Origin of the sequence: Microbacterium sp. NPDC089698 (genome assembly GCF_044749045.1) — a bacterium.
GTDB lineage: Bacteria > Actinomycetota > Actinomycetes > Actinomycetales > Microbacteriaceae > Microbacterium.
This window is the reverse complement of sequence record NZ_JBIVHE010000007.1, coordinates 159,906-184,029: the sequence shown is the minus strand read 5'-3', so window position 1 is coordinate 184,029 and position 24,124 is coordinate 159,906. Positions and strand designations below refer to the sequence as shown.

General features: G+C 70.4%; 25 protein-coding genes. 8 read left to right on the top strand and 17 right to left on the bottom strand.

From position 1 onward, the window contains the following. Positions 1-7: 7 nt before the first annotated feature. Entirely contained in the window at positions 8-463 is a 456-nt protein-coding gene (locus ACIPY5_RS17790) for a Sec-independent protein translocase TatB (RefSeq protein WP_400973063.1), read from the bottom strand. A 96-nt stretch (positions 464-559) separates the two neighbouring features. On the opposite strand from ACIPY5_RS17790, the gene ACIPY5_RS17785 reads away from it, so the two are divergent. Beyond that, positions 560-1,192 (top strand): O-methyltransferase, encoded by a 633-nt coding sequence (locus ACIPY5_RS17785; RefSeq protein ID WP_400973060.1) that lies wholly within the window; start codon positions 560-562, stop codon positions 1,190-1,192. Between the two features lie 71 nt (positions 1,193-1,263). Here the strand turns inward: ACIPY5_RS17785 and ACIPY5_RS17780 are convergent, their stop codons facing one another. The 3 genes from ACIPY5_RS17780 to dapE form a co-directional block, all read right to left on the bottom strand. After that, positions 1,264-1,437 carry a DUF3117 domain-containing protein gene (locus ACIPY5_RS17780; RefSeq protein ID WP_082072398.1) on the bottom strand — a complete coding sequence of 58 codons (174 nt, stop codon included), beginning with the start codon at positions 1,435-1,437 and terminating at the stop codon, positions 1,264-1,266. A 100-nt stretch (positions 1,438-1,537) separates the two neighbouring features. Then, complete coding sequence (locus ACIPY5_RS17775) at positions 1,538-2,806, bottom strand: hypothetical protein (RefSeq protein ID WP_400973056.1); 1,269 nt, start codon at positions 2,804-2,806, stop codon at positions 1,538-1,540. Further along, the gene (dapE, locus tag ACIPY5_RS17770; protein ID WP_400973054.1) at positions 2,799-3,872 is read right to left on the bottom strand and encodes a succinyl-diaminopimelate desuccinylase; all 1,074 of its coding nucleotides are present in this window, start codon (positions 3,870-3,872) and stop codon (positions 2,799-2,801) included. Before dapE ends, ACIPY5_RS17775 begins: the two co-directional genes overlap by 8 nt. Before the next feature lie 65 nt (positions 3,873-3,937). Between dapE and dapD the strand changes: the two genes are divergently transcribed. Further along, positions 3,938-4,891, top strand: a complete 954-nt coding sequence (dapD, locus tag ACIPY5_RS17765; RefSeq protein ID WP_400973051.1) for a 2,3,4,5-tetrahydropyridine-2,6-dicarboxylate N-succinyltransferase — start codon at positions 3,938-3,940, stop codon at positions 4,889-4,891. Positions 4,892-4,930: 39 nt separating this feature from the next. Here the strand turns inward: dapD and ACIPY5_RS17760 are convergent, their stop codons facing one another. Beyond that, complete coding sequence (locus tag ACIPY5_RS17760; RefSeq protein ID WP_400973048.1) at positions 4,931-5,500, bottom strand: TetR/AcrR family transcriptional regulator; 570 nt, start codon at positions 5,498-5,500, stop codon at positions 4,931-4,933. Positions 5,501-5,638: 138 nt separating this feature from the next. Here ACIPY5_RS17760 and ACIPY5_RS17755 point away from each other — a divergent pair, with 138 nt between their 5' ends. Together ACIPY5_RS17755 and ACIPY5_RS17750 are read left to right on the top strand one after the other, a co-directional pair. Beyond that, complete coding sequence (locus ACIPY5_RS17755) at positions 5,639-7,036, top strand: MFS transporter (protein WP_400973046.1); 1,398 nt, start codon at positions 5,639-5,641, stop codon at positions 7,034-7,036. A gap of 196 nt (positions 7,037-7,232) precedes the next feature. After that, positions 7,233-8,684 (top strand): DEAD/DEAH box helicase, encoded by a 1,452-nt coding sequence (locus ACIPY5_RS17750; protein WP_400973043.1) that lies wholly within the window; start codon positions 7,233-7,235, stop codon positions 8,682-8,684. 190 nt (positions 8,685-8,874) lie between these two features. On the opposite strand, the gene ACIPY5_RS17745 is transcribed toward ACIPY5_RS17750, so the two are convergent. The 6 genes from ACIPY5_RS17745 to ACIPY5_RS17720 all read right to left on the bottom strand — a co-directional run bounded on the left by ACIPY5_RS17745 (position 8,875) and on the right by ACIPY5_RS17720 (position 13,270). Further along, positions 8,875-10,170, bottom strand: a complete 1,296-nt coding sequence (locus ACIPY5_RS17745; RefSeq protein ID WP_309342760.1) for a citrate synthase — start codon at positions 10,168-10,170, stop codon at positions 8,875-8,877. Positions 10,171-10,314: 144 nt separating this feature from the next. Continuing rightward, positions 10,315-11,427 (bottom strand): succinyldiaminopimelate transaminase, encoded by a 1,113-nt coding sequence (dapC, locus tag ACIPY5_RS17740; protein WP_400973039.1) that lies wholly within the window; start codon positions 11,425-11,427, stop codon positions 10,315-10,317. Positions 11,428-11,435: 8 nt separating this feature from the next. Next, the gene (gene fdxA, locus ACIPY5_RS17735) at positions 11,436-11,756 is read right to left on the bottom strand and encodes a ferredoxin (protein ID WP_045272231.1); all 321 of its coding nucleotides are present in this window, start codon (positions 11,754-11,756) and stop codon (positions 11,436-11,438) included. Between the two features lie 9 nt (positions 11,757-11,765). After that, complete coding sequence (locus tag ACIPY5_RS17730; protein ID WP_400973036.1) at positions 11,766-12,194, bottom strand: histidinol dehydrogenase; 429 nt, start codon at positions 12,192-12,194, stop codon at positions 11,766-11,768. A gap of 9 nt (positions 12,195-12,203) precedes the next feature. Beyond that, the gene (locus tag ACIPY5_RS17725; RefSeq protein WP_309342754.1) at positions 12,204-12,518 is read right to left on the bottom strand and encodes an AzlD domain-containing protein; all 315 of its coding nucleotides are present in this window, start codon (positions 12,516-12,518) and stop codon (positions 12,204-12,206) included. Further along, positions 12,515-13,270, bottom strand: coding sequence for an AzlC family ABC transporter permease (locus ACIPY5_RS17720; RefSeq protein ID WP_400973033.1), 756 nt, complete (start codon positions 13,268-13,270; stop codon positions 12,515-12,517). The genes ACIPY5_RS17725 and ACIPY5_RS17720 overlap by 4 nt, the downstream gene beginning before the upstream one ends. 65 nt (positions 13,271-13,335) lie before the next feature. Here ACIPY5_RS17720 and ACIPY5_RS17715 point away from each other — a divergent pair, with 65 nt between their 5' ends. Continuing rightward, positions 13,336-13,884 (top strand): helix-turn-helix domain-containing protein, encoded by a 549-nt coding sequence (locus ACIPY5_RS17715; RefSeq protein WP_400973031.1) that lies wholly within the window; start codon positions 13,336-13,338, stop codon positions 13,882-13,884. Here the strand turns inward: ACIPY5_RS17715 and ACIPY5_RS17710 are convergent. Further along, positions 13,865-14,482 carry a TetR family transcriptional regulator gene (locus ACIPY5_RS17710; RefSeq protein WP_309342748.1) on the bottom strand — a complete coding sequence of 206 codons (618 nt, stop codon included), beginning with the start codon at positions 14,480-14,482 and terminating at the stop codon, positions 13,865-13,867. The genes ACIPY5_RS17715 and ACIPY5_RS17710 overlap by 20 nt on opposite strands. 58 nt (positions 14,483-14,540) lie before the next feature. Here ACIPY5_RS17710 and ACIPY5_RS17705 point away from each other — a divergent pair, with 58 nt between their 5' ends. After that, a complete protein-coding gene (locus ACIPY5_RS17705; RefSeq protein WP_400973028.1) occupies positions 14,541-15,767 on the top strand; it encodes an FAD-dependent oxidoreductase in 1,227 nt (408 codons plus the stop codon). Between the two features lie 60 nt (positions 15,768-15,827). On the opposite strand, the gene typA is transcribed toward ACIPY5_RS17705, so the two are convergent. Next, positions 15,828-17,738 (bottom strand): translational GTPase TypA, encoded by a 1,911-nt coding sequence (gene typA, locus ACIPY5_RS17700; protein ID WP_400973026.1) that lies wholly within the window; start codon positions 17,736-17,738, stop codon positions 15,828-15,830. Between the two features lie 103 nt (positions 17,739-17,841). Between typA and ACIPY5_RS17695 the strand changes: the two genes are divergently transcribed. Further along, complete coding sequence (locus ACIPY5_RS17695; RefSeq protein ID WP_400973024.1) at positions 17,842-18,639, top strand: CPBP family intramembrane glutamic endopeptidase; 798 nt, start codon at positions 17,842-17,844, stop codon at positions 18,637-18,639. A 227-nt stretch (positions 18,640-18,866) separates the two neighbouring features. Further along, positions 18,867-19,829, top strand: a complete 963-nt coding sequence (locus ACIPY5_RS17690; protein ID WP_400973022.1) for a hypothetical protein — start codon at positions 18,867-18,869, stop codon at positions 19,827-19,829. A gap of 125 nt (positions 19,830-19,954) precedes the next feature. Here the strand turns inward: ACIPY5_RS17690 and ACIPY5_RS17685 are convergent, their stop codons facing one another. Genes ACIPY5_RS17685 through ACIPY5_RS17670 form a run of 4 tightly spaced genes read right to left on the bottom strand, consistent with a single transcriptional unit; the run spans position 19,955 to position 24,066 of the window. Beyond that, a complete protein-coding gene (locus ACIPY5_RS17685; protein WP_400973019.1) occupies positions 19,955-20,530 on the bottom strand; it encodes a PH domain-containing protein in 576 nt (191 codons plus the stop codon). A gap of 5 nt (positions 20,531-20,535) precedes the next feature. Then, positions 20,536-22,209 (bottom strand): dipeptide ABC transporter ATP-binding protein, encoded by a 1,674-nt coding sequence (locus ACIPY5_RS17680; RefSeq protein WP_400973016.1) that lies wholly within the window; start codon positions 22,207-22,209, stop codon positions 20,536-20,538. Then, the gene (locus tag ACIPY5_RS17675) at positions 22,206-23,147 is read right to left on the bottom strand and encodes an ABC transporter permease (protein ID WP_309342734.1); all 942 of its coding nucleotides are present in this window, start codon (positions 23,145-23,147) and stop codon (positions 22,206-22,208) included. Before ACIPY5_RS17675 ends, ACIPY5_RS17680 begins: the two co-directional genes overlap by 4 nt. Then, complete coding sequence (locus ACIPY5_RS17670; protein ID WP_309342732.1) at positions 23,140-24,066, bottom strand: ABC transporter permease; 927 nt, start codon at positions 24,064-24,066, stop codon at positions 23,140-23,142. The genes ACIPY5_RS17675 and ACIPY5_RS17670 overlap by 8 nt, the downstream gene beginning before the upstream one ends. Positions 24,067-24,124: the final 58 nt, after the last annotated feature.

Below are 24,124 nucleotides of genomic sequence, written 5' to 3'. Positions count from 1 at the left end.
CCGTGGATCAGGTGGCTTCGCTGTCGTAGGGGGGAAGCTCCTCGGCGGAGAACACCTTCGGCGCCTTCGTCGCGGGAACGGTCTCGCCCGAGGCGGAGGCCGCGTTCATCGCGGTCGCGGTCGCCAGCAGCGCTGCGGCGGAACCCACGGCCGCGGGCGCCGGGGCGGCTTCGACCGCTGCCGGGGCGGCAGGCGTCGCGGCAGGGGTGTCGTCGAGAAGCGCATCGCGGATGATGCGCCGCGGGTCGTACTGCCGCGGGTCGAGCTTGCGCCAGTCGAGCTCATCGATCTCCGGCCCGACTTCCTCGCGCATGCGATCCTTGGCGCCGCGCAGGTAGTCGCCGGCCTTCTTGACCAGGCGTGCGAACGACTCCGCGTACCGAGGGAGGCGCTCGGGGCCCACGAGAAAGGCAGCGATCACGCCGATCACGAGCAGCTTCTCGATGGTGATGCCGAAGAACATGTCACAAGGGTACCGCCGCGCCTCGCCCGCGCGGACACGCAGGACGCCTACGCTGAGGGAACATGCGGTGCACTGGGCGACCGCCAGGGAGTCGACGTGAGCGAGCAGGACGCCAACGCACGGTACGTGCGCGAAGCCATCATCGAACCGGATGAGATCGCGCGGGCGCGCGCCCACGCGGTCGAGCTCGGCGCACAGCCCATCAGTGCCGCCGTCGGAGCCCAGATCGCCGTGCTCGCCGCGGCCACCGGAGCGCGCTCGATCGTGGAGATCGGCACCGGTGCCGGCGTCTCCGGACTGTGGCTGCTGCGCGGCGCCCCGAAGGCCGTGCTGACCTCGATCGACAACGAGCCGGAGCACCTCGCCGCGGCCCGCAGCGCCTTCCAGGATGCGCGGATCGCTCCGACGCGCGCCCGCTTCATCGCCGGCAGGGCCGCCGATGTGCTGCCCCGCATGAACGAGGCCGCCTACGACATCGTCCTCGTGGACGCGGATCCCGAGAACGTGATCGAGTACGTCGAGCACGGTCTGCGGCTCGTGCGCGCCGGAGGGACCGTGCTCGTGCCGCGCGTGCTGGCCGGCGGAAAGGTCGCGGATCCGGTGCAGCGCGACGAGGTGACGGTCGCCTACCGCTCGCTCATCCAGGAGACCCAGCAGTCCCCGGCCGTGCTCGCCGCGCTGAGCACGGTCGGCGAGGGCCTGCTGCAGCTGACCGGCATCGCGGAATGACGAAAGGCCCGCGGGAAGCGGGCCTTTCGAAGATCTGAGAAGATCTGGATCTGTGCAATCGTGCGGATCGCTCAGGCGGCTGCCACGACGCTGCTCAGCACGTCGTGAAGCTCCTTCGCCTCTGCGTCATTGACGGAGACGACCAGGCGCCCGCCGCCTTCGAGCGGGACGCGCACGATGATCAGCCGGCCCTCCTTCACGGCCTCCATGGGACCGTCGCCAGTCCTCGGCTTCATCGCTGCCATCGCGGTGCTCCCTTTCCTCGGTGGTCTACAGCTCCCATATTAGTGGGTGCTGGGACACCGCTTACCGCGGCACGGCCCGGTGCGGCGTCGTCCGGACCGGTCAGGGCACGCGCCAGAAGGTGTTCGCGAAGCCGTAGACGTTCGCGATCCACAGCGCCTGCAGGCCGATGCAGACCAGCAGGACTCCGACGCGCAGCCACCAGGAGCGGCGCCAGCCGACCGCGCCCCAGAGCGGCGCGAGCGGGAAGAGGAGCCGCAGCGTGCTGGACTGCGGGAAGAACACGGCCAGCAGGTACAGCGCGTAGCTCGCGGCGAAGAGCCGGATCTCCGGACCGAGCCGTCGCACGCCCGGGCCGAAGATCAGGGCCGCGGCGAACAGCAGGATGAGCAGAGCCAGCACCACGAGCCCGAGCCAGCCCGGCAGCCCCATCAGCTGCGCCCAGTACGGCACCGCGGTCAACCACCCCTCGAACGGGGAGAACACGGTGTGCCCGTCCTGCGGCATCCAGAATCCGCGCCAGCTCAGCTCGGTCTCCAGGTAGGCGTTCGGCACACCCGTCGCGATCCCCGCGATCACCTGCCACGAGAAGCCCACGACGACCCCGAGCGCGCCGAGGGCGAGGTAGTGCGCGATCTCACGGCCGGCGAGAGGATCGGCCTTCCGTCGCACCCAGCGCACCACGAGCATGAGGCCCAGCATGAGCGCGAACGCCAGCACGCCGGGCCGGGTGAAGCCCATCAGCAGGATCAGCGGGTACAGCCGCACGTAGCGGCGGCGGATCAGGCCGTCCAGCGCGAGCAGCAGGAACAGCATGTTCAGGACCTCGGCGTAGCCCACCTGGAACAGGGCGCCCAGGGGGCCGGAGGCGAAGAAGACGACCGTCCACACGGCCGCCATCCGTCCGATCCGCCCGCGCATCATCCGGAACAGCACGAGGCAGCAGAGGTATCCCGCCACCAGCGAGACGATCACCGCCCCCACGCCCCAGCCGCCGCTGCCGAACGGCAGGGCGAAGACCTGCGAGATCCACGGGTATACCGGCAGGAACGCCCACGAGTTCTGGGTGATGTGCCCGTCGGGGCCGAGCGGCAGCACGGTCGGATAGCCGTAGACGACGATGTACCAGTACCACTGGGCGTCCCACCCGGTCACGAACGAGGCGATGGAGGTCCCGTGGCCGAACCGCGAGCCCGGCGCGCTGGACAACGTGGTGGCCCAGAACATCAGGCCCGTGGTGATCAGGCGGGCGCCGAGGTAGACCGCGAGTATTCCCGCCCACGCGGGTGTGCGCGCGTAGAACCGGGCGGCCCATCGCGGCGCGGCGGCGTTGCGTCGGCGAGCGGCCGCCGTGGCTGCGACCTCAGACACCGCTGAGCCAGGAGCGCAGGCCCCGCTCGGTGGCCGTGATCTGCGAGAGCGGCACCCGCTCCTCGTCGTGGTGCGCGAGGTGCGGATCCCCCGGTCCGTAGTTGACCGCGGGGATGCCCAGCGCGGAGAACCGCGCCACGTCGGTCCACCCGTACTTCGGCTTCGGCGTCGCGCCGACCGCGGCGACGAACTCCTGCGCGATCGGGGCGTCCAGGCCCGGGCGGGCGCCCTCGGCGACGTCGGTGATCTCGACGGCGAACCCGGCGAACACGTTGCGCACGTGCGCCTCGGCATCGGCGGCGGACTTGTTCGGGGCGAACCGGTAGTTCACCTCGACCTCGCAGGCGTCGGGGATCACGTTGCCCGCGATGCCGCCGCTGATCCGCACGGCGTTCAGCCCCTCGCGGTACTCCAGGCCGTCGACGGCGACCTCGCGCGGACGGTACTCGGCCAGGCGGGTCAGGATCGGCGCCGCACGGTGGATCGCGTTCTCGCCGATCCAGGCGCGCGCCGAGTGCGCGCGCACCCCGGTCGTGCGCACGACCGCGCGCAGGGTGCCGTTGCAGCCGCCTTCGACCTCGCCGTTCGAGGGCTCGCCGAGGATCGCGAAGTCGGCCTCGAACAGATCGGGCCGGTGCTCGGCGAGCAGCTTGAGGCCGTTGCGGGCGGCCTCGACCTCCTCGTTGTCGTACCACATCCAGGTGATGTCGACCACGGGCGCGGTGAGCTCGGCGGCGAGCTTGAGCTGCACCGCGACCCCCGCCTTCATGTCGACCGTGCCGCGCCCCCAGATCAGCGCCTCGCCGTCGATCTCGACGTCGCGCGTCGGCACGTTGGCGTTGATCGGCACCGTGTCGATGTGTCCGGCGATCGCGACGCGCTGCGCGCGGCCCAGGTTCGTCCTCGCGACGATCGTGTTGCCGTCGCGGAGCACCTCGAGATGGCCGAGCGCGCGCACGGCCTCCTCGATCAGGTCGGCGAGGGGCTTCTCCTCCCCCGAGACGCTGGGGATGTCGCAGATCGCGCGGGTGATGTCCGCCGCAGAGGCGGTGAGATCGAGCGGCATGGACCCCACCCTAGCGCCGTGTCATGAAGGGCGAGCTGGGGGCCGGCGTTCGGTAGCGTGGAGGCATGACCGACGCGCGAATGATCCACGGTTCCGGACTGACCACCATCGCCGGCGACGGCACCGTGCTGGACGCCTGGTTCGCCGAGATCGGCACGGTCGAGCCGTCCGCGGGAGACCTCGCCGCCTCCGCCATGACCTTCGAAGCGCTCGCCGGTCCGGATGAGCGCCGCAACGTCACCGTCGAGGCGGTCCAGCTGTCGATCGACCTGGACGCCGCCCCGGCCTCCGCGGCCGACGCCTATCTGCGCCTCCAGGCCCTCTCCCACCTGCTGGTGCGCCCCAACGAGCTGAACCTCGACGGCATCTTCGGCCATCTGCCCAACGTCGCCTGGACCAGCGCCGGCCCGATGCTCCCCGCCGACGCCGCACGGCTGCGCCCGCTGCTGCAGCGCGCCGGGATCCAGATCTCCGGTGTGGACAAGTTCCCGCGGCTCACCGACTACGTGCTTCCCGAAGGCGTGCGCATCGCTGACGCCTCCCGGGTGCGCCTGGGCGCCCATCTGGCCCCCGGCACCACGGTCATGCACGAGGGCTTCGTGAACTTCAACGCGGGAACGCTCGGCGCCTCCATGGTCGAGGGCCGGATCTCGCAGGGCGTCGTCGTCGGCGACGGATCCGACATCGGCGGCGGCTCCTCGATCATGGGCACGCTCTCCGGCGGCGGCACGCACCGCGTCTCGATCGGAGCCCGCACACTGCTCGGCGCGAACGCCGGGATCGGCATCTCCCTCGGCGACGACTGCATCGTCGAGGCGGGGCTCTACGTCACGGCCGGCACGAAGATCGTGCTCGCCGACGGCGCCCCGCTCGCCGACGGCGGCCGCCCCGTCGTCAAGGGCGCCGAGCTGAGCGGCGAGAACGGGATCCTGTTCCGCCGCAACTCGCTCTCCGGCGCCGTCGAGGCCGTGCGCCGCGCCGGCGTGGGTGTCACGCTCAACGAGGCGCTGCACGCCTGAGCCCGCGCATCCCTGACCGACGGCGCCGCGGCGGGGCGTCTAGGAGCGCAGCGACCCGATCGCGAGCCCGAGCACGCGACGGCGCTGCTCCTCGTCGTCGTAGGCGACCGCGCTCACTCCGGCGATGAGCTTGACGACGTCCGCGATCGCGACGTCCGCCTTGACCGCGCCGTCCTCCTGCGCACGCCGCAGCAGCGGCTCCCCCGCGCCCAGCATCACGCCGCGGCACTCCGCGAACACCGTCGACTCCCGGTTCAGGCCGTCGAGAAGCACATGCTTGGTGCCGACGTACTCGACGAAGCGGTCGAGCCAGGCCTCGAAGGCCTCCCGCGGCGGCAGGTCCGCCACCTCATCGGCGGCGTCGGCGAGCGCGGCGACCTCGCGGATGTAGAGCGTCTCGATCAGGTCGTCCCTGGTCGGGAAGTTGCGGTAGAGGGTGCCGATGCCCACCCCCGCCCGGCGCGCGATGTCCTCGAGCGAGGCGCCGGAGCCGTCCTCGGCGAAGGCGTCGCGCCCTGCGGCGACGAGGGCGTCGAAGTTCCGCGCGGCGTCGGCGCGGCGCGGTCGCCGCTCCTCCAGCGTCGTCGTCGCCCGGTTCTGGCCGCCCATCGTGCCGTCCTTCCAAAAAGTCTCGGAGGACCTCTTGCAAACCGGAGGGACCCTCCGGTAATCTCAATCCGGAGGCATCCTCCGTTCGGAGGTCTCCCTCCACTTTACCCCTCTTCTCCAGGCTCCGGAAGGGAACTCATGTCCCGCTCATCCACCTCGATCCTGGTCGCGATCGCCGTGGCGGTCTCCTCCATCGCACTTCTGCAGAACCTCGTCATCCCGCTCGTGCCGCTCATCCAGGCGGAGTTCGGCGTCACCGCGGATGCGGCCAGCTGGACCATGACCGCCTGGCTCATCGCGGCCGCGGTCGCGACGCCGACGCTCGGTCGCGTGGGCGACCTGCGCGGCCGGCGCACGACCTTCCTGATCACCCTCGGCGTCACGGCGGCCGGCGACGTCCTCGCCGCGATCGCCCCGACCCTCGAGGTGCTCATCGTCGCCCGCGTGCTGCAGGGCGTGGGCGGGGCGCTGTTCCCCCTCGCCTACGGCCTCCTCCGCGATGCCCTGCCCCGTGAGCGCGTGACCGGGGCCATCGGCGTGGTGAGCGCCGTCATCGGCATCGGCGGTGCCGCGGGCACGGTGCTCGCCGGTCCGCTGGCGGACCTCGTCGGCTGGCGCGGCACGTTCGCCGTGCCGTTCCTGGTCGCGGCGCTCGGCGCGTTCCTCACGCTCGCCGCGGTCCGCGACAGCGGCGTCCGCGCACAGGGCCGGGTCAACACGCTCTCCTCGGTGCTGCTCTCCGCGTGGCTCGTGGCCCTGCTCGTGCCGCTCAGCACCGGCTCGCGCTGGGGCTGGACGTCGCCGGCCGTGCTCGCGCTCTTCGGCTTCGCGGTCCTCGCCTTCGCCGCCTGGATCACCTCCGAGCTCCGCGCCAAGGAGCCGCTCGTGGATCTGCGCCTCCTGGCGTCCCCTGCGATCTGGCCGGTGAACGCCGCATCGCTCCTGATCGGCGCCGGAGTCTTCGCTTTCTGGGGCTACCTGCCGCAGTTCCTCGAGCTGTCCGCGTCCGCCGGCGGCGGCGGCCTCACGGTGCGCGACGCCGGGCTCATGCTCGTGCCGATGCTCATCGGCATGAGCGGCGTCGGCTTCGCCACCGGTGCGCTGAACCGCATCCTGTCGCTGCGCACCCTGCTGGTGACCGGCTCGCTGCTCATGGCGCTCTCCGGCGCGTCCGCGGCGCTCGCGCACTCGGCGCCGTGGCAGCTCGCCCTGGCAGGCGCCGGCTTCGGGATCGGCTGCGGCCTCGCCTATGCGGCATCGGCGGGAATCGTCGTACAGAGCGTGCCCGCCGCGGTCACCGGCGTCGCGACCGGCGTGAACGCGAACCTCCGCACGATCGGATCCGCGATCGGCTCGGCCGCGACCGGCGCGATCGTGTTCGGCACGGCCCCGCACGGCACCGGCTCCGGCTTCGCCACCGCGTGGGGGCTCGTCGCGATCGCCACGCTGCTGGCGGGGGCGATCGTCTGGGTGGTGCGCACCCGCCCCGCGGTCACCACCTCGGCGACCCCGCTCCCGGAGCTCGTCGAGGCCTGAACCGAGGATCGGGGGATCCGGGATAGAATGGACCGGATGTCGGATCTTCCGGCATCTCGTCGCCATCCCGGATCCCCTGGATTCGATCCCTGGAAGCGGAGCCCTGCTCCCCCTCGCGATCCGGTTCTCGAGCGGCGACCTCTCGCGTCGCACAGACGCCCGTATGCGGCCGGACGATCCGGTCCAGGAGATATCCATGCCTACCTTCCTCGATCTCGGCGTGCCCGCCGGGCTCGCCGCCGTGCTCGAAGCCGACGGCAAGACCGAAGCGTTCCCGATCCAGCAGGGCACCCTGCCCGACTCCCTCGCCGGCCGCGACCTGCTCGGCCGGGGCCGCACCGGCAGCGGCAAGACCCTCGCCTTCGCGATCCCGCTCGTGGCGCGCCTGACCGGTGCCAAGGCCCGGCCGCAGCACCCGCGCGGCCTCGTGCTCGCGCCGACCCGCGAGCTCGCCTCGCAGATCGCCGCGACCATCGCGCCGCTGGCCAAAGCCGCGAACCTGCGCGTCACCACGGTCTTCGGCGGCGTGAGCCAGCGTCCCCAGGAGGAGGCGCTGCGTCGCGGCGTCGACATCGTGGTGGCCTGCCCCGGCCGCCTCGAAGACCTCATGAAGCAGGGCGTCGTGCGCCTGGACGAGGTGCGGATCACCGTCCTCGACGAGGCCGACCACATGGCCGACCTCGGCTTCCTCCCCGGTGTGACCCGGATCCTGAACGCGACGCCGAAGGACGGCCAGCGCCTGCTCTTCAGCGCCACCCTCGACAACGGCATCGACGTGCTCGCCCGTCGCTTCCTGGCGAACCCGGTCAGCCACGAGGTCGACGAGTCCAGCGTGCCGGTGGGCGAGATGACCCACCGCGTGCTCGAGGTCGCCGACGCCGACGTCAAGAAGGTGCTCGTGCAGACGCTCGCCTCCGGCGCGGGCCGCCGCATCCTGTTCACGCGGACGAAGCACCAGGCGAAGAAGCTCGCCAAGGTGCTCACCACGGCCGGCATCCCCTCGGTCGACCTGCACGGCAACCTCTCCCAGGGCGCCCGCGAGCGCAACCTCGCCGCCTTCGCCGGGGATCCCGCCGACGGCGGCGTGCGCGTGCTCGTGGCCACCGACGTGGCCGCCCGCGGCGTGCATGTCGACGACGTCGACCTGGTCGTGCACGTGGATCCGCCCGCCGAGCACAAGGCGTACCTGCACCGCTCCGGTCGCACCGCGCGCGCGGGCGCCGCGGGCACGGTCGTCACCGTGCTGCTCCCCGAGCAGCGCCGTGACGTGAAGGACCTGCTGCGCAAGGCGAAGATCACCGCCGCGATCGAGCCGGTCTCCGCGTCCTCCCCAGTCGTGACCGAGCTCGTCGGCGAGACCGCCGCCTACGTCAAGCCCGCGCCGAAGCCGGTCCAGCAGCAGCGCCAGCCGGCGAAGAAGAAGCCCGCCCCGCAGGGCCAGGGCCGGCAGCCCCAGGGTCGTCAGGGCCAGGGCGAGGGTCGTCAGGGCCAGGGTCGCCAGGGCCAGGCCCCGGGCCAGGGTCAGGGCCAGCGCCGCGCGGCCGGATCCGTCGTCGGTTCCGCGGCGGGCGATGTGGCTCCCGCCGCTCCCGCCCGCCGCCGCCGTCGCCGTTCCTCGCGCCCCCAGGGCACCCCGACCGCTCGCTGACCGCCCCCAGCGGCCGCCTCCCTGACCGCGAGACTCCATCTCCGCGACGAGACTGCAGTAAGACTCCGCAGTCTCGTCGCCCAGATGGAGTCTCGCGGACTTCGTGCGGGACGGAGGCAGCCCGGAAGCGGCCGGTGACGACGAAGGGGGAGGATCCGAATCGGATCCTCCCCCTTCGCGTACCTACGGTTCAGCCGCGGCGGAACTCGCGTTCGTGCGAACCCGTGTACAGCTGCTGCGGGCGGCCGATCTTGGTCTGCGGGTCGAGGTTCAGCTCGCGCCACTGCGCCAGCCAGCCGGGCAGGCGGCCGATCGCGAACAGCACCGTGAACATGCGGGTCGGGAAGCCCATCGCCTTGTAGATCACGCCGGTGTAGAAGTCGACGTTCGGGTACAGGCGACGCTCCTGGAAGTAGTCGTCCGCGAGGGCGATCTCCTCGAGCTCCTTCGCGAGGTCGAGGAGCGGATCCGTGACGCCGAGCTCGGTGAGCACCTCGTCCGCGGCGGCCTTGACGAGCTTCGCACGCGGGTCGTAGTTCTTGTAGACCCGGTGCCCGAAGCCCATGAGCTTCACGCCGTCTTCCTTGTTCTTCACCCGCTCCACGAAGCGCTGCACGCTCTGACCCGAGTCGCGGATCTGGCCGAGCATCGTCAGCACGGCCTCGTTCGCGCCGCCGTGCAGCGGCCCGGAGAGCGCCTGGATCCCGGCGGAGATCGACGCGAACTGGTTGGCCCCGGTGGATCCCACCAGGCGCACCGTCGAGGTGGACGCGTTCTGCTCGTGGTCCTCGTGCAGGATCAGCAGCAGCTCGAGCGCCCGCGACATGACGGGGTTGATCTCGTAGGGCTCGCTGTGCACGCCGAAGTTGAGCTTGAGGAAGTTGTCCACGAAGCTCAGCGAGTTGTCCGGGTAGAGGAACGCCTGGCCGACGCTCTTCTTGTGCGCATACGCCGCGATCACGGGGAGCTTGGCGAGCATGCGCACCATGTTGAGCTCGACGTGCTCCGGGTTGTTCACGTCCGTCTCGCCCTCGTAGTAGGTCGAGAGGGCCGCGACCGCGCTCGACAGCACCGACATGGGGTGCGCCGTGTGCGGCAGGGCGGAGAAGAAGTGCTTGAGGTCCTCGTGCAGCAGCGTGTGCCGACGGATCTTCTCGTCGAACTCCGCCAGCTCCGAGGCGCTCGGCAGCTCGCCGTAGATGAGCAGCCAGGCGACCTCGAGGTAGGAGCAGGAGTTGGCGATCTGCTCGATCGGGTAGCCGCGGTAGCGCAGGATCCCCTTGTCGCCGTCGATGAACGTGATCTCCGATTTGGTGGAGGCCGTGTTCACGAAGCCGTAGTCGAGACCGGTGTGGCCGGTCTGCCTGGTCAGGGTGGAGAAGTCGATGCTGGCGTGCCCGTCGGTGCCCTGCAGGATCGGGAACTCCGCGGTCTTGTCGCCTACTGTCAGCGTCGCCTTCGTAGGCCGCTCGCCCGCTGCGCTCACGCAGACCTCCTCATGCGTCTGTCTCGTGTGGGGGATGCGCGATCCGTGCCGGTGGGCCCGCGATCGCGTCGCTCATACAGCCTAGTCCGCGCGCAGACCTACTGTGAAAACGACCAAGAGTGACCGCCGCGACGCTGTGGAAAGCTACGAAGCCATTCCGCGCAGGCGCGCCGCGGCCGCCTCGATCCGCTCGAGAGGCGCCGTGAGCGAGAGGCGCACGTGCTGCGGGGAGTTCTCGCCGTAGAACGGTCCGGGCCCGGCCAGGATCCCGAGGTCGGCGAGCACCCCCATGGACTCCCAGGCGTCACGGCCCTGGGTGGCCCACAGGTACAGGCCCGCCTCGGACCCGTCGATCCGGAATCCCGCGTCGAGGAGCGCCGGTCGCAGCACATCGCGCCGCTGCCGGTAGCGCTCCTTCTGCGCCGCCACGTGCTCGTCGTCGCGCAGGGCGACGGCCATGGCGTGCTGCACGGGCGCGGGTGGCATGAGACCGAGGTGCTTGCGGGCGGTGAGGATCTCCCCCACCACGCGGGCGCAGCCGGCGACGAACGCGGCCCGGTAGCCGGCCAGGTTGGACTGCTTGCTGAGCGAGTACACGCTGAGCAGGCCCGCCCTGGTCCCCCCTGTGGCACGCGGATCCAGCACCGAGGGCACCGGCTCGCTCGCCCATGGACCGTCCCAGCCGAGCTCGGCGTAGCACTCGTCGCTCGCGAGGATCGCGCCGAGCTCGCGTGCTCGGCGCACGGCCGCGGCGAGCTCGTCGACGGTCCAGGTGCGCCCGTCCGGGTTTCCGGGGGTGTTGATCCAGATGAGCCTGGCGCCCTCCGGCCAGAGCGCGGGATCGTCCTCGCTCACGACCGTCGCACCCGCCACCTGGGCACCGACCGCATACGTCGGGTAGGCGACGCGCGGCTGCACCACGATGTCACCGGCGCCGAGCCCGAGCAGGGTCGGCAGCAGAGCCACGAGCTCCTTGGAGCCGATCGTGGGCATCACGTTGTCCACCCGCAGGTCGGGCACGCCACGACGCCGCGCGTACCAGTCCACGATGGCCTCGCGCACGGCCGGGGTGCCGACCGTCTGCGGATAGGAGTGCGCATCGGTCGCCTCGGCGAGCGCGTGGCGGATGATGTCGGGCGTCGGATCCACCGGGGATCCGATCGCGAGATCGACGATGCCGTCGGGGTGTGCGGCCGCACGCTCGCGGAACGGGGTGACCGCGTCCCAGGGGTAGTCGGCGAGATCGCGGACGGACATGGCGGCGACTACTCGCCCTGCGGCGGGAGCACGGCGATGACGGGGTGATCGTGGTGGATCACGCCGACCTTGGCGGCGCCGCCCGGAGATCCGATCTCGTCGAAGAACTCGACGTTCGCCTTGTAGTAGTCCGCCCACTCCTCGGGGAGGTCGTCCTCGTAGTAGATCGCCTCGACCGGGCAGACGGGCTCGCAGGCGCCGCAGTCGACGCATTCGTCGGGGTGGATGTACAACGATCGCTCGCCCTCGTAGATGCAGTCCACGGGGCACTCATCGACGCAGGCACGATCCTTCACGTCGACGCAGGGAAGGGCGATCACATAGGTCACGGATCCAGTCTAAGACCCGTCGGCCGAGGCTTCTCCCGCCACCCGGCCTCGGGCCGCCTGCTCCTGCTGGAGGCGACGGATCCTCGAGAAGTCGGGCCAGGCCGCGACCAGGAGCACCATCACGGCCACCGTCCACGTCCAGGTCACGCCCAGCAGATCGTTCGGGACGATGACCGAGCCGCCGGGTCCGCGACCCGAGATCACGACCATGCCCAGGAGCATCCCGAGACCGGTCACGAGCGCGCCCCAGCGATCGTGCAGCAGCAGCCGGACGGCGAGGAGCATCCCGCCGCACGCGACGGCGCCGAGCACCAGACCGACCCAGGGCAGTCCCCAGACCGAGGTCGCGTGCGTGACCGTCGTCGCGAGGCCGAACACCGCCCCCACCACGAACAGGGCCACCCACGACAGCGCTCTGCCGAGCCAGGATCCACGCACGGTCCGAGCTTACGCGGCCCACCCTAGGAGCCGCAGGAGAGCGGCCACCGCGGCGGCGGCGATCACGACGACGAGGAACGACTGCCGGAGCAGCAGGAGCCCCGCCGCGACGAGCACCGCGGGCACCCTGGCGTCCACGATGATGTGCGGGCCCGCCGCAAGCGTCTGCACCGCCACGAGGGCCGCCAGCAGGGCCACCGTCAGCAGGTCGGTGATCCGCGCGGGCCGCGGCGCCTCGAGCACCGACGCGGGCACGAGATACCCGGCACCCTTGAGCGCCAGGCAGCCGATGGCGGCCAGCAGCACGGCGTTCCACAGGGTCATGCCGCTCCCTCCCCCGCCGGGTGCGCGGCGTCCTTCGGCGCGAACCAGTTGAACCAGCCGACGACGATCGCGACGAACGCCGCGACGAGCACCGGAAGGCCGGGGATCAGCACGGGAGTGAGCGCCGTGGCGACGGCGGCCGCGGCGATCCCGACCGCGATGGCCTGCCGTCTGCGCAGACGAGGCCAGAGCAGGGCAAGGAAGGCCGCGGCGGCGGCCGCATCCAGTCCATAGGTCTTCGGATCCCCCAGCACGTCGCCCAGGAGCGCACCGAGCAGGGTGGTCAGGTTCCAGCCGAGGTAGATCCCGACACCCGTGATCCAGAAGCCGACACGGCGCGCCCGGGGCGAGCGCTGCGCGAGCGACACGGCCGTGGACTCGTCGATCGTGAAGGGAGCGGCGAGGCTGCGCCGGACCGCCCCTCTGCCGATCACCGGTGACATCCGCATGCCGTAGGCGACATTGCGCACGCCCAGCAGCAGGGCGGAGGCGATCGCGGCGGGGGCGGCCGCGAGCCCGCCGGCGCCGATCACCCCGACGAAGGCGAACTGCGATCCTCCGGTGAACATCAGCAGGCTCAGCACGCACGTCTGCCAGACGTCGAAGCCGCTCGCGACCGCGAGCGCACCGAAGGAGATCCCGTACGCACTCGTGGCGAGCGCGACGCCGAACGCCTCCCGGCGCGCGACGCGCACCTCGGTGGCGGCGTCGTCCTCGGCGCCGCGATCGATCGTTCGTTCCTCTGAACGCATGACGATCATTCTGAACAGGGGCGATTCGTTTGTCAAGGCGAACGATCGTTTGGAATACTGACCGCATGGATGATCTCCGCGAGCGCATCTCCCGGTCCCTGCGACGAGAGCGCGAGGCCGCCGGAATCTCGGTCTCCGAGCTCGCCCGGCGCGCCGGCGTCTCCAAGGCGACGGTGTCGCAGCTGGAGAACGGATCCTCCGGGCCCAGCGTCGAGACGCTGTGGGCGATCGCGGACGCGCTGGGGGTGCCGTTCGCGGCGTTCGTCGAGGAGCGCTCCAACGCTCCGACGCTGATCCGCGCGGGCGAGCATGCCGGCGTGCCCTCGGCCGCCGCCCCGTACTTGGCGACCCTCATCGCGGCCTGTCCCCCGGGCGCCCGCCGCGACCTCTACATCATCCAGGCGGAACCCGGCGAGCCGCGCCGCTCGCAGCCGCACCATGTGGGCACCACCGAGCACGTGGTGCTGATCAGCGGGCGGGCCCTCATCGGCCCGCCGGACACCGCGGAAGAACTCCGCCCCGGCGACTACCTCTCCTATCCCGGCGACGCGTCGCACGTGTTCGAGGCACTCGAGCCGGGCACCTCCGCGGTGCTCATCTCCGAACTGCGCTGACGCCCCGCCCGCGGCCGCCGTCCAGCGCGGAGCGGAGCACAGGCGCGAGGATCGCGACCACCTCGGGCCGCGAGGCCTGGGCCAGCGGTCCGATCCGTGCGACGTACCGCGTGACGAGCAGTCCCAGGATCACGACCGCCGCCGCGCTCGCACGCGCCGAGGCGCCCGCGCCGGTGTCCGCCTCCGCGAACCGGGCGATGATGCGCGTGCGCACGTACTCCTCGAACGCCCGCCGCGCCCCCTCATCCGCCGCCACATCCGCGAGCAGCGCCCGCATCCGCTCGGCCGCGCCCGGTGCATCCCAGACGCGCAGGACGGTGTCGAGCACGTGCTCGGCGCGCAGGGCGGGATCCGCCTCGAGAACTCGCGCGAGCATTGCGCCCGGTGCGGTCTCGAGCGCGAAGACCTCCGCGAAGAGGCCCTCCTTGCCGCCGAAATGATAATTCACCAGAGCATGATCGACACCCGCGTGCGCGGCGATCCGGCGGACCGTCGCGGCGGTGTAGCCCTCCGTCTCGAACAGCGTCGCCGCGGCCGAGAGCAACCGTTCCCGCGCATCCGATCCGCCGGCAGGGCGACCCCGCCGCGAATTCACCATGCTTGCATTGTCGCCCTCATCGCCGTCTCCTGGAAGGGCGAGGAGGAAAGGAGCCGACATGACCGATCACGACGGCGGGACCCGTCCGCGGGTCTGCATCGTGGGCGGAGGACCCGCCGGCGTGATGGCGGGGGTCCTCCTGGCACGTCAGGGCGTGCCGGTGACCGTTCTCGAGAAGCACGCCGACTTCCACCGCGACTTCCGCGGCGACACCATCCACCCGTCCACGCTCGAGATCCTGGACGAACTCAGCTGGAGGGACGACTTCCTGCGCCTCCCCCACGACGCCATGTCCTCGGTCGAGATCGCGTTCGGCGACGAACGGGTGCTCGTCGCCGACTTCTCGCGTCTGCGCGCCGCGTCGCCGTTCGTCGCGTTCGTCCCGCAGTGGGACTTCCTCACCTTCCTCGCCGAAAGAGGCGCCGCGCTGCCGGACTTCGCTCTGCGGCACGGCGTCGAGGTCACGGGGCTGGTCCGGGAACGGGGGCGCGTCACGGGCGTCACGGGCATGCAGGACGGCCAGGCCGTGCGCTTCGATGCCGACCTCGTGATCGGCGCCGATGGACGCAGTTCGGTGGTCCGCACGCTCGCCGGACTCGCGGTGACCGCGGACACCACCCCGATCGACGTGTTCTGGATGCGCGTGCCGCGCCGTCAGGGCGAGCACCTTCCGCTCTTCACGGGCGGAGGCGGGGCATTGATCTGCATCGATCGCGGCGCGTACTGGCAGCTCGCCTACGCCTTTCCCCCTGGCACCGCCGACCGGCTGCGAAGGGCAGGGCTGGACGCGCTGCGCACCCGGATCGCGGCCCTGCGCCCCGAGCTCGCCGACGCGACCTCCGCCCTGACCGGCTGGGACGACGTGCACGAGCTCAAGGTCCGTGTGGATCACCTGCGCCGCTGGAGCGCGCCGGGCCTGCTCTGCATCGGCGACGCCGCGCACGCCATGTCGCCCGCGGGCGGAGTCGGCATCAACCTGGCGATCCAGGACGCCGTCGCGACGGCGAATCTGCTCGGACCGATCCTCGTCGAGCGGCTGCCCTCGGACCGGGAGCTGGACGCCGTGCGCCGACGCCGCCTCGTCCCCGCGCGGGTCACGCAGAGGTTCCAGGACCGGATCCTGCGCGGCTTCTACGCGCCCGCGGATGCCGCAGCCCCGATCCGCCTGCCGCGCCCGCTCCGGATCGTGCGCCGCCTCGCCTTCCTTCGTCACCTCACGGGACGACTGATCGGTCTGGGCGTGCGTCCGGAGCACGTCCGTCCGGCGGGCGTCCGGCCGCGCTGATGCAGGAGACCCCCTGTCGCACACGCGGCAGGGGGTCTCAGCGAACGGACGAGACGCGGGTCAGGCGTTGGCGTCCTGGCGCTTCTGGCGCGAGGCCTCGCGACCGCGGGTGGTCGCGTCCAGGATCACCTTGCGGATGCGCACCTTCTCGGGCGTGACCTCGACGCATTCGTCGTCGCGCGCGAACTCGAGGCTCTCCTCGAGCGTCAGCAGGCGCGGCGGCGTCATCGACTCGAAGTTGTCGGCCGTGGAAGAGCGCATGTTGGTGAGCTTCTTCTCCTTGGTGATGTTCACGTCCATGTCGTCGGCGCGCGAGTTCTCGCCGATGACCATGCCCTCGTAGACCTCTTCGGTGGGCTGCACGAAGAACGACATGCGCTCCTGCAGTGCGATCATCGCGAACGGCGTGACCACACCGGAGCGGTCGGCGACGATGGATCCGTTCTGACGGGTCGTGATCTGGCCGGCCCAGGGCTCGTAGCCGTGCGAGATGGCGTTGGCGATGCCCGTGCCGCGGGTCGTGGTGAGGAACTCGCTGCGGAAGCCGATGAGTCCGCGCGACGGGACGATGAACTCCATGCGCACCCAGCCGGTGCCGTGGTTGGTCATGTTGTCCATGCGGCCCTTGCGGTTCGCCAGGAGCTGGGTGATGGCGCCGAGGTGCTCCTCGGGGGTGTCGATCGTGAGGTGCTCGAACGGCTCGTAGGTCTTGCCGTCGATCTTCTTGGTGACCACCTGCGGCTTGCCGACCGTGAGCTCGAAGCCCTCGCGGCGCATGTTCTCGACGAGGATCGCGAGCGCGAGCTCGCCGCGGCCCTGCACCTCCCAGGCGTCCGGGCGGCCGATGTCCTCGACCTTGAGCGAGACGTTTCCGATGAGCTCGCGGTCCAGGCGGTCCTTGACCATGCGCGCCGTGAGCTTGTGTCCCTTGACCTTGCCCATGAGCGGCGAGGTGTTGGTGCCGATCGTCATCGAGATCGCGGGGTCGTCGACCGTGATGGCCGGGAGCGGACGCACGTCCTCGGGGTCGGCGATCGTCTCGCCGATCGTGATCTCGTCGATGCCCGCGATCGCGACGATGTCGCCGGGGCCGGCGGACTCGGCCGGGAAGCGCTCGAGCGCCTTGGTCTTGAGCAGCTCGGTGATGCGCGCGTTGCTGGTGGATCCGTCGCCGCGCACCCAGGCCACGGTCTGGCCCTTCTTCAGGGTGCCGTTGAAGACGCGCAGCAGCGCGAGGCGGCCGAGGAACGGCGAGGAGTCGAGGTTCGTGACCCAGGCCTGCAGCGGGGCCTCGTCGTCGTAGGCCGGGGCGGGGACGTGCTCGAGGATCGCCTCGAACAGCGGCTCGAGGTCCTCGTTGTCGGGCAGCGAGCCGTTCTCGGGGCGCGTGCGCGATGCGGCGCCGGCGCGACCGGAGGCGTAGACGACGGGGACGTCGAGCAGGGCGTCGACGTCGAGGTCGGGCACATCGTCGACGAGGTCGGACGCGAGGCCCAGCAGGAGGTCGTGCGCCTCCTCCTCGACCTCGGCGATGCGCGCGTCGGGACGGTCGGTCTTGTTCACCAGCAGGATCACCGGGAGCTTGGCCTCGAGCGCCTTGCGCAGCACGAAGCGGGTCTGCGGAAGCGGGCCCTCGCTCGCGTCCACCAGCAGCACCACGCCGTCGACCATGGAGAGGCCGCGCTCGACCTCGCCGCCGAAGTCGGCGTGGCCGGGGGTGTCGATCACGTTGATCGTGATCGGCGTCTCGGTGTGGATGCCGTTGTACGTGATCGCCGTGTTCTTGGCGAGGATCGTGATGCCCTTCTCACGCTCCAGGTCGTTCGAGTCCATCGCGCGCTCTTCGACGTGCGCGTGCTCGCCGAAGGAACCGGTCTGGCGGAGCATCGCGTCCACGAGCGTGGTCTTGCCGTGGTCGACGTGCGCGACGATGGCGACGTTGCGGAGATCGGAACGGAGGGCGTGCGCCATGAAGGAATCCAATGCAGCTGGGGTTTCGCCCGGGATTCCGGACTCTTCAGGATACATCACCGCTCCTGGACGTCCTCTGCAGGGCGACGCGTACGCTCATCGCATGAGGATCGCCCTGCCGCTCGACCCGCCGGATGCCCCGTCCCGGAAGCGTCTCGGCGGCGAGATCGCGATCGTGCTCGGCCTCGGGCTCGGGCAGTCCGCGGTGTACGCGGTCGTGCAGCTCCTGGATCGCCTGACGCTCTCGACGCCTCTCGCGGACCAGACGGCGACGCTGAATCCGTCGCAGTCCAGCCGCGAGCTGTTCGACTTCCTGTATCAGGTGCTCGGGATCGGGTTCTCCGTGGTCCCCGTCCTGCTGGTGTGCTTCCTGCTCTGGCGGCCGTCGCGCCCGCACCTCGGCGCCCTGGGCCTCGACGGCGCACGCGTCGGACGCGACGCCGGTCAGGGCCTGGCGCTGGTGCTCGCGATCGGGATCCCCGGCCTCGCGCTCTATCTCGCGGGGCGCGCGACGGGCCTGTTCGTCGCGGTGGATCCCGGCCCGCAGAGCGGATACTGGTGGACGATCCCGGTACTGCTGCTGTCCGCCGCTCGCGCCTCCGTGCAGGAGGAGTTCGTGGTGCTCGGATACCTCTTCGCCCGGCTCCGTCAGCTCGGCTGGGGTCCGTGGACGATCATCCTCGCCACGTCGGTGCTGCGCGCGAGCTACCACCTGTACCAGGGACCGGGCGCGTTCATCGGCAACCTCGGCATGGGGCTGCTGTTCGGCTTCCTGTTCCTGCGCACGGGACGGCTGCTGCCGTTCCTCGTCGCGCACTTCCTGATCGACGCCGCGGTCTTCGTCGGCTACCCCTGGGCCGCCTCGATGTGGCCCGCCCTGTTCGGTCTCCCCGCGCACTGATCGAGCTCCCTCCTTGTCCGCGAGACTCCAACTGGGCGACGAGACTGCGGCTGATCAGCGCAGTCTCGTCGCGGAGTTGGAGTCTCGCGGTCAGGTGCGGGCGCAGGCTGGGGGCGGACACGGTGGCGGGGAGCGCTTCGGTCCGCACCGGCGGCGCGCGGCGGGAGTTCTGCACGGATCTCGCGACCCGGGAACCGGGCGGTTCCCGGGTCGCGGAGGATCAGCGGATGCCGAACTCGACTCTCGCGCCCGGACTCGCACCGACCCCGATCGAACTGATGCGCTCGCACGGCGCGGCGAACACCACCGTCCTCGACCGGGCCTGGCGGCGGGGCGATCTCGTCCGCGTCGTCCCCGGCGTCTACGCACCGGTCGCGCAGTGGGAGGCCTCGGCGCCCTGGGACCGCTATCTGGCGCGCGTGCATGCCGTGAACCTCGCCCATCCCGGGTTCGTGTTCTGCGGCGCCACCGCGGCCGCTCTTCGCGGCGTCTTCCTCGGGCGGCAGAGCGATCCCGTGCTCATCCTGGATCCCGATCGCACCAGCCGCGTCTCGGGCGTCGTGCGCGTGCTCACCTCCGCCGACCGGCGCACGATCGAAGAGATCGACGGGATCCGGCTGACGTCGGGCGCCGACACCGCCGTCGATGTCGCCCGCGCCTCGTCTCCCGGCGCGGGACTCGCCTACGCCGACGCGCTGATCCGCCGCACGCCCCGGCTCTCGGCCGCCCAGCTTCGCGCGATCAACGAGACGCGCCTCTCCTCACGCAACCGGCGCAGGGCCCGATGGGCCCTCGACCGGGCGAGCGGCGTCCCCGAGAGCGTGCTCGAGTCTCTCAGCCTCGCCGCGATGGAGTTCGCGGGCTTCGAGCTGCCGGAGACGCAGGTGACATTCCTCATCGACGGCGCAGAGGACCGCGTCGACTTCTTCTGGCGTTCGCGGGACCTCATCGGGGAGGCGGACGGCGCCGTCAAGTACGCCGGCGAGCTCGGCGACCCGGCGAAGGCGATCCTCGAGGAGAAGCGTCGCGAAGCCCGGCTGCTGCGCCGCGCGTCGCGCCGGATCCGGTGGGGTTGGCCCGAGTTGCGAGAGCTGGATCCGCTCATCGACATCCTCCGCACCGCGCGCGTGCCGCGCCCGCTCCCCGCCGACCCGTTCCTGCTGGCTTCCCTCCGCGACGCCCTGCACTGATTCTGACCGCGAGACTCCAACCGGGCGACGAGACTGCGCTCAAACAACGCAGTCTCGTCGCGGAGATGGAGTCTCGCGGTCAAGAAGGCCGGAGACGGGGGCGTCAGCGGGTGACAGCGACGGCGTCAGCGGGTGACGGCGACGGCGATCGCGGCCCAGGCGACGATCACGACGAGGGCGCCGATCGCAGGCCAGTCCCAGCTGCGGCGGATCGGGGCGTCGACGCCCTCCCCCGCGGTGCGGACGGGCTGCTCGGCCGCGTTCTCCCAGCGGGTGCGCACCTCGGTGAGCGCCTGCAGGCTCTGCGGCACCTTGAGCTCGCCCGAACGCCTGCTCAGTCGCGGCGACTGCGCCCGGCCAGGCCCGCCCCAGCACGCGAGCTTCTTGCCGTCGTCGAGCGTGAAGTCCAGCTGCCAGCGCAGGTCGAGCTCTGCCACGCGGCGCCAGCCGAACGCGGTGCGGCGCAGGACGTTCTGCACCGTCGCACCCTCCTCGTCCACGCGCACCATCGAGACGACGCTGATCGCGTAGATCAGCCACAGGACGAGCAGCACCCACGGGGCGTACAGCAGCATCTGCGCCCAACTGCCGCGCACGACCGCGTCACCGAGCAGGAACACCGCCAGGACCGCGCACACCACCAGTACGGCGATGCCCGTGGGCGCGCGGTACGTCTGCGCGCCCACGGGCATCTGATCCATCGAACTCACGCGCCGTGACCACCGAGGGTGATCGAGACGCCCGGGATCGCCTGGAGCAGGCGATCCGTGTACTCCTGCTGCGGGTTGGCGAAGATCTCGTCCACCGTGCCCTGCTCGACCAGCTTGCCCTTCTCCATCACGCAGACCATGTCGGCCGCGACCCGCACGACGGCGAGGTCGTGCGTGATGAACAGGTACGTGAGGTCCAGCTCGTTCTGCAGCTCGGCGAGCAGCTTCAGGATCTGGTCCTGAACCAGCACGTCGAGCGCGGAGACCGCCTCGTCGAGCACGACGATGTCGGGCTTGAGCGCCAGTGCACGAGCGATCGCGACGCGCTGGCGCTGACCGCCGGACAGCTCGTTCGGGTACCGCGTGGCCAGCTCCCGCGGCAGCGAGACCTGGTCGAGCAGCTCCAGCACGCGATCATGCCGCGACGCCTTGTCGCCGACGCCGTGGATGTCCAGCGGCTCCGAGATCGTGTTGCCGATGTTGCGCAGCGGGTCCATGGATCCGTACGGGTCCTGGAAGACCGGCTGCATCCGGCGGCGCAGCGCGAGCGTCTCCCGACCGGACAGGCCGGAGATATCGGAGCCGTCGATGTGGATGGATCCGGAGGTCTGCTCCTCGAGCTTCAGCACCATCTTCGCGACGGTCGACTTGCCCGATCCGGACTCGCCGACCAGCGCCAGCGTCTTGCCCTTCGGGATGTCGAACGACACGTTGTCGACGGCGCGGAACGGGACGCTGCGGAACGACCCCTGACGGATCTTGTAGTCCTTGGTCAGATCCCGCACGGAAACCGTCGGCGGGATGTCGGCGACATCCTCGCTCGTCTCGATCCCCCGCTTCTCGGCCACGGCCTGGATGCGCTGCGACGCGATGCTCGGGGCCGCGGCCACGAGCTTCTTCGTGTACGGGTGCAGCGGGTTCTCCAGGATCTCCCGGCTGGGCCCCGCCTCGACGATCTCGCCGTTCTGCATGACGATGATCTTCTCGGCGCGCTCGGCCGCGAGTCCCAGGTCGTGCGTGATCAGGAGCACCGAGGTGCCCTTCTCCTTCGTCAGCGATGCCAGGTGATCGAGGATCACGCGCTGCACGGTCACGTCGAGCGCCGACGTGGGCTCGTCCGCGATCAGCAGCTTCGGGTCGGCCGCCAGTCCGATGCCGATCAGCGCGCGCTGGCGCATGCCGCCGGAGAACTGGTGCGGATACTGGTGCAGCCGCTTGGCCGCATCGGCGAGACCGGCCTGCTGCAGCACCTCGATCGCGCGGGCCTCGATCTCCTTGCGTCCGGTGGCGAGTCCGTTCGCACGGACCGCCTCCTTGACCTGGAAGCCGATCGACCAGACCGGGTTGAGGTTGGACATCGGGTCCTGGGGCACATAGCCGATCTCGCGTCCGCGGATCTTCTCCATCTGCCCCTCGGTGAGGCCGGTCAATTCCTGTCCGTCCAGCATGATGCTGCCCGCGGTCACATGCCCGGTACCGGGAAGGAGGTTGATGATCGCGGACGCCGTGGTGGACTTGCCAGAACCGGACTCACCCACGATGGCCAGCGTCTCACCCGCGAACAGCTCGAGGTTGACGCCGTGCACGACCTCGCGCGAGCTCTTCTGCGTGTCGAAGGCGATCCTCAGATCGCGGATCTGAAGAAGCGGTGTGTCGGTCGAAGCAGTCATCGGCGCGCCCTCGCTCTCGGGTCAAGGGCGTCTCGCACGAGCTCGCCCAGCATGATGAACGCGAGCACCGTGATGGTCAGCGCGATCGAGGGGTAGATGAGCGCCATCGGTGCAACGCGCAGCGAGGCCTGAGCCTGGCCGATATCGTTGCCCCAGCTCATCGTGTCGGATCCGAGTCCCACACCGAGATACGACAGCGTCGCCTCGGCGACGATCGCGGCGGCAAGGCTCAGCGTGGTGATCACGAGCAAGGGTGCGATCGCGTTCGGGATGACGTGTGAGATGAGCGTGCCGAAACGCGACTTGCCGAGAGCACGCGACGCCATCACGAAGTCAGCCTGGCGCACTCTCAGCACCTCGGCGCGGACAACCCGGGCAGTGGACGCCCAGGCGAACCCGCCGATCGCGAAGGCGAGTGTGAACACGTTGCGGAACTGCGCGAACACGCTCATCACGACGACGGCCGCGAGGATGTAGGGGATCGAGAAGAAGATGTCTCCCACGCGGGACAGCACCCCATCCAGCCAGCCTCCGTAGAAGCCGGCCAGAGCACCCATGACAAGGCCGATGATCGAGCCGATGAGCGTAGCGATGATACCGACGGACAGTGACGTCCTCGCTCCCCAGACGGTGCGCGCGTAGATGTCGCAGCCCTGGAAGGTGAAGCCGAGCGGATGCCCGGCGGCAGGACCGCCGTTGGAGTTCGACAGCTGACAGTTGTTGTTCGGCGGCGTCTGCGTGAAAAGCGTCGGCCAGATGGCCATGAGCAGCACGATCAACACGATCACGAGCGAGATCCAGAACATCGGACGCTTGCGGATATCGGACCAGGCGTCGCGCCAGAGATTGGACGGCTTGTCCGCGATCTTGATCGCATCGACCGCGACGGTGCCTTCGGGAATGGGAGCGACGTAGTGCGTCGCGCTGGTGTCAGACATAGCGGATCCTCGGGTCGAGCAGGCCGTACAGCAGATCCACGAGCAGGTTGACGAGCACGTAGATGATCACGAACACGGTCACGAAGGACACCACTGTCGGCCCCTCGTGCTGTTGGATCGCGTGGAACAGGGTGTTGCCGACGCCGGGGACGTTGAAGATGCCCTCGGTCACGGTCGCGCCGACCAGCAGCACACCGAAGTTGGTCGCCGAGTTCGTGATGACCGGGATCAGCGAGTTGCGCAGCACGTGCACGGGGATGACGCGTCGTCGCGGCAGACCCTTGCTGTAGGCGGTGCGCACCCAGTCCTGGTTGAGCGTGTCGATGACCGACCCGCGCATCAGCCGCATGCTCGTCGCATACAGGCTGACGCCCAGCACGATCGCCGGCAGCCAGAGGTCACCCCAGTCGTTGTCGGCGCCCACGGTCGGGCTGAACCACTGCAGCTTCACCGCGAGGAAGTACTGCGCGAGGAACGCGATGACGAAGATCGGGATCGAGATGAAGATCAGCGACAACACGAGCATCGAGTTGTCGAAGATCTTGCCCTTCCGCAGCGCAGAGAAGGTTCCGATGATAATCGCGAGCACGAACTCAAGCGCGATCGCCATCACCGCCAGACGGCCCGTGACCGGCAGCGTCGCCGCGAGCACGTCGTTGACGGAGCGGCCAGAGAACGTGGTGCCCATGTTCCCCTGGAAGATGCCGGCCAGGTAGTACCCGTACTGCACGATGAACGGCTGGTCCAGGTGGTACTGGGCCGTGAGAGCCGCATGCAGCTGGGGACTCGGCTGCTTGTCACCGAAGAGCGCAGCGATGGGGTCGCCAGGCATGGCGAACACCAGAAAGTAGATGAGCAGGGTGGCCCCGAGGAACACGGGGATGACCTGCAAGAGGCGTTTGAGGATGTATCCGAACATTCGCCCTCCCTCCAGATGAGGAGGCGCCTCGGGTCTCCGGCACGATCTGTGCGGGTGC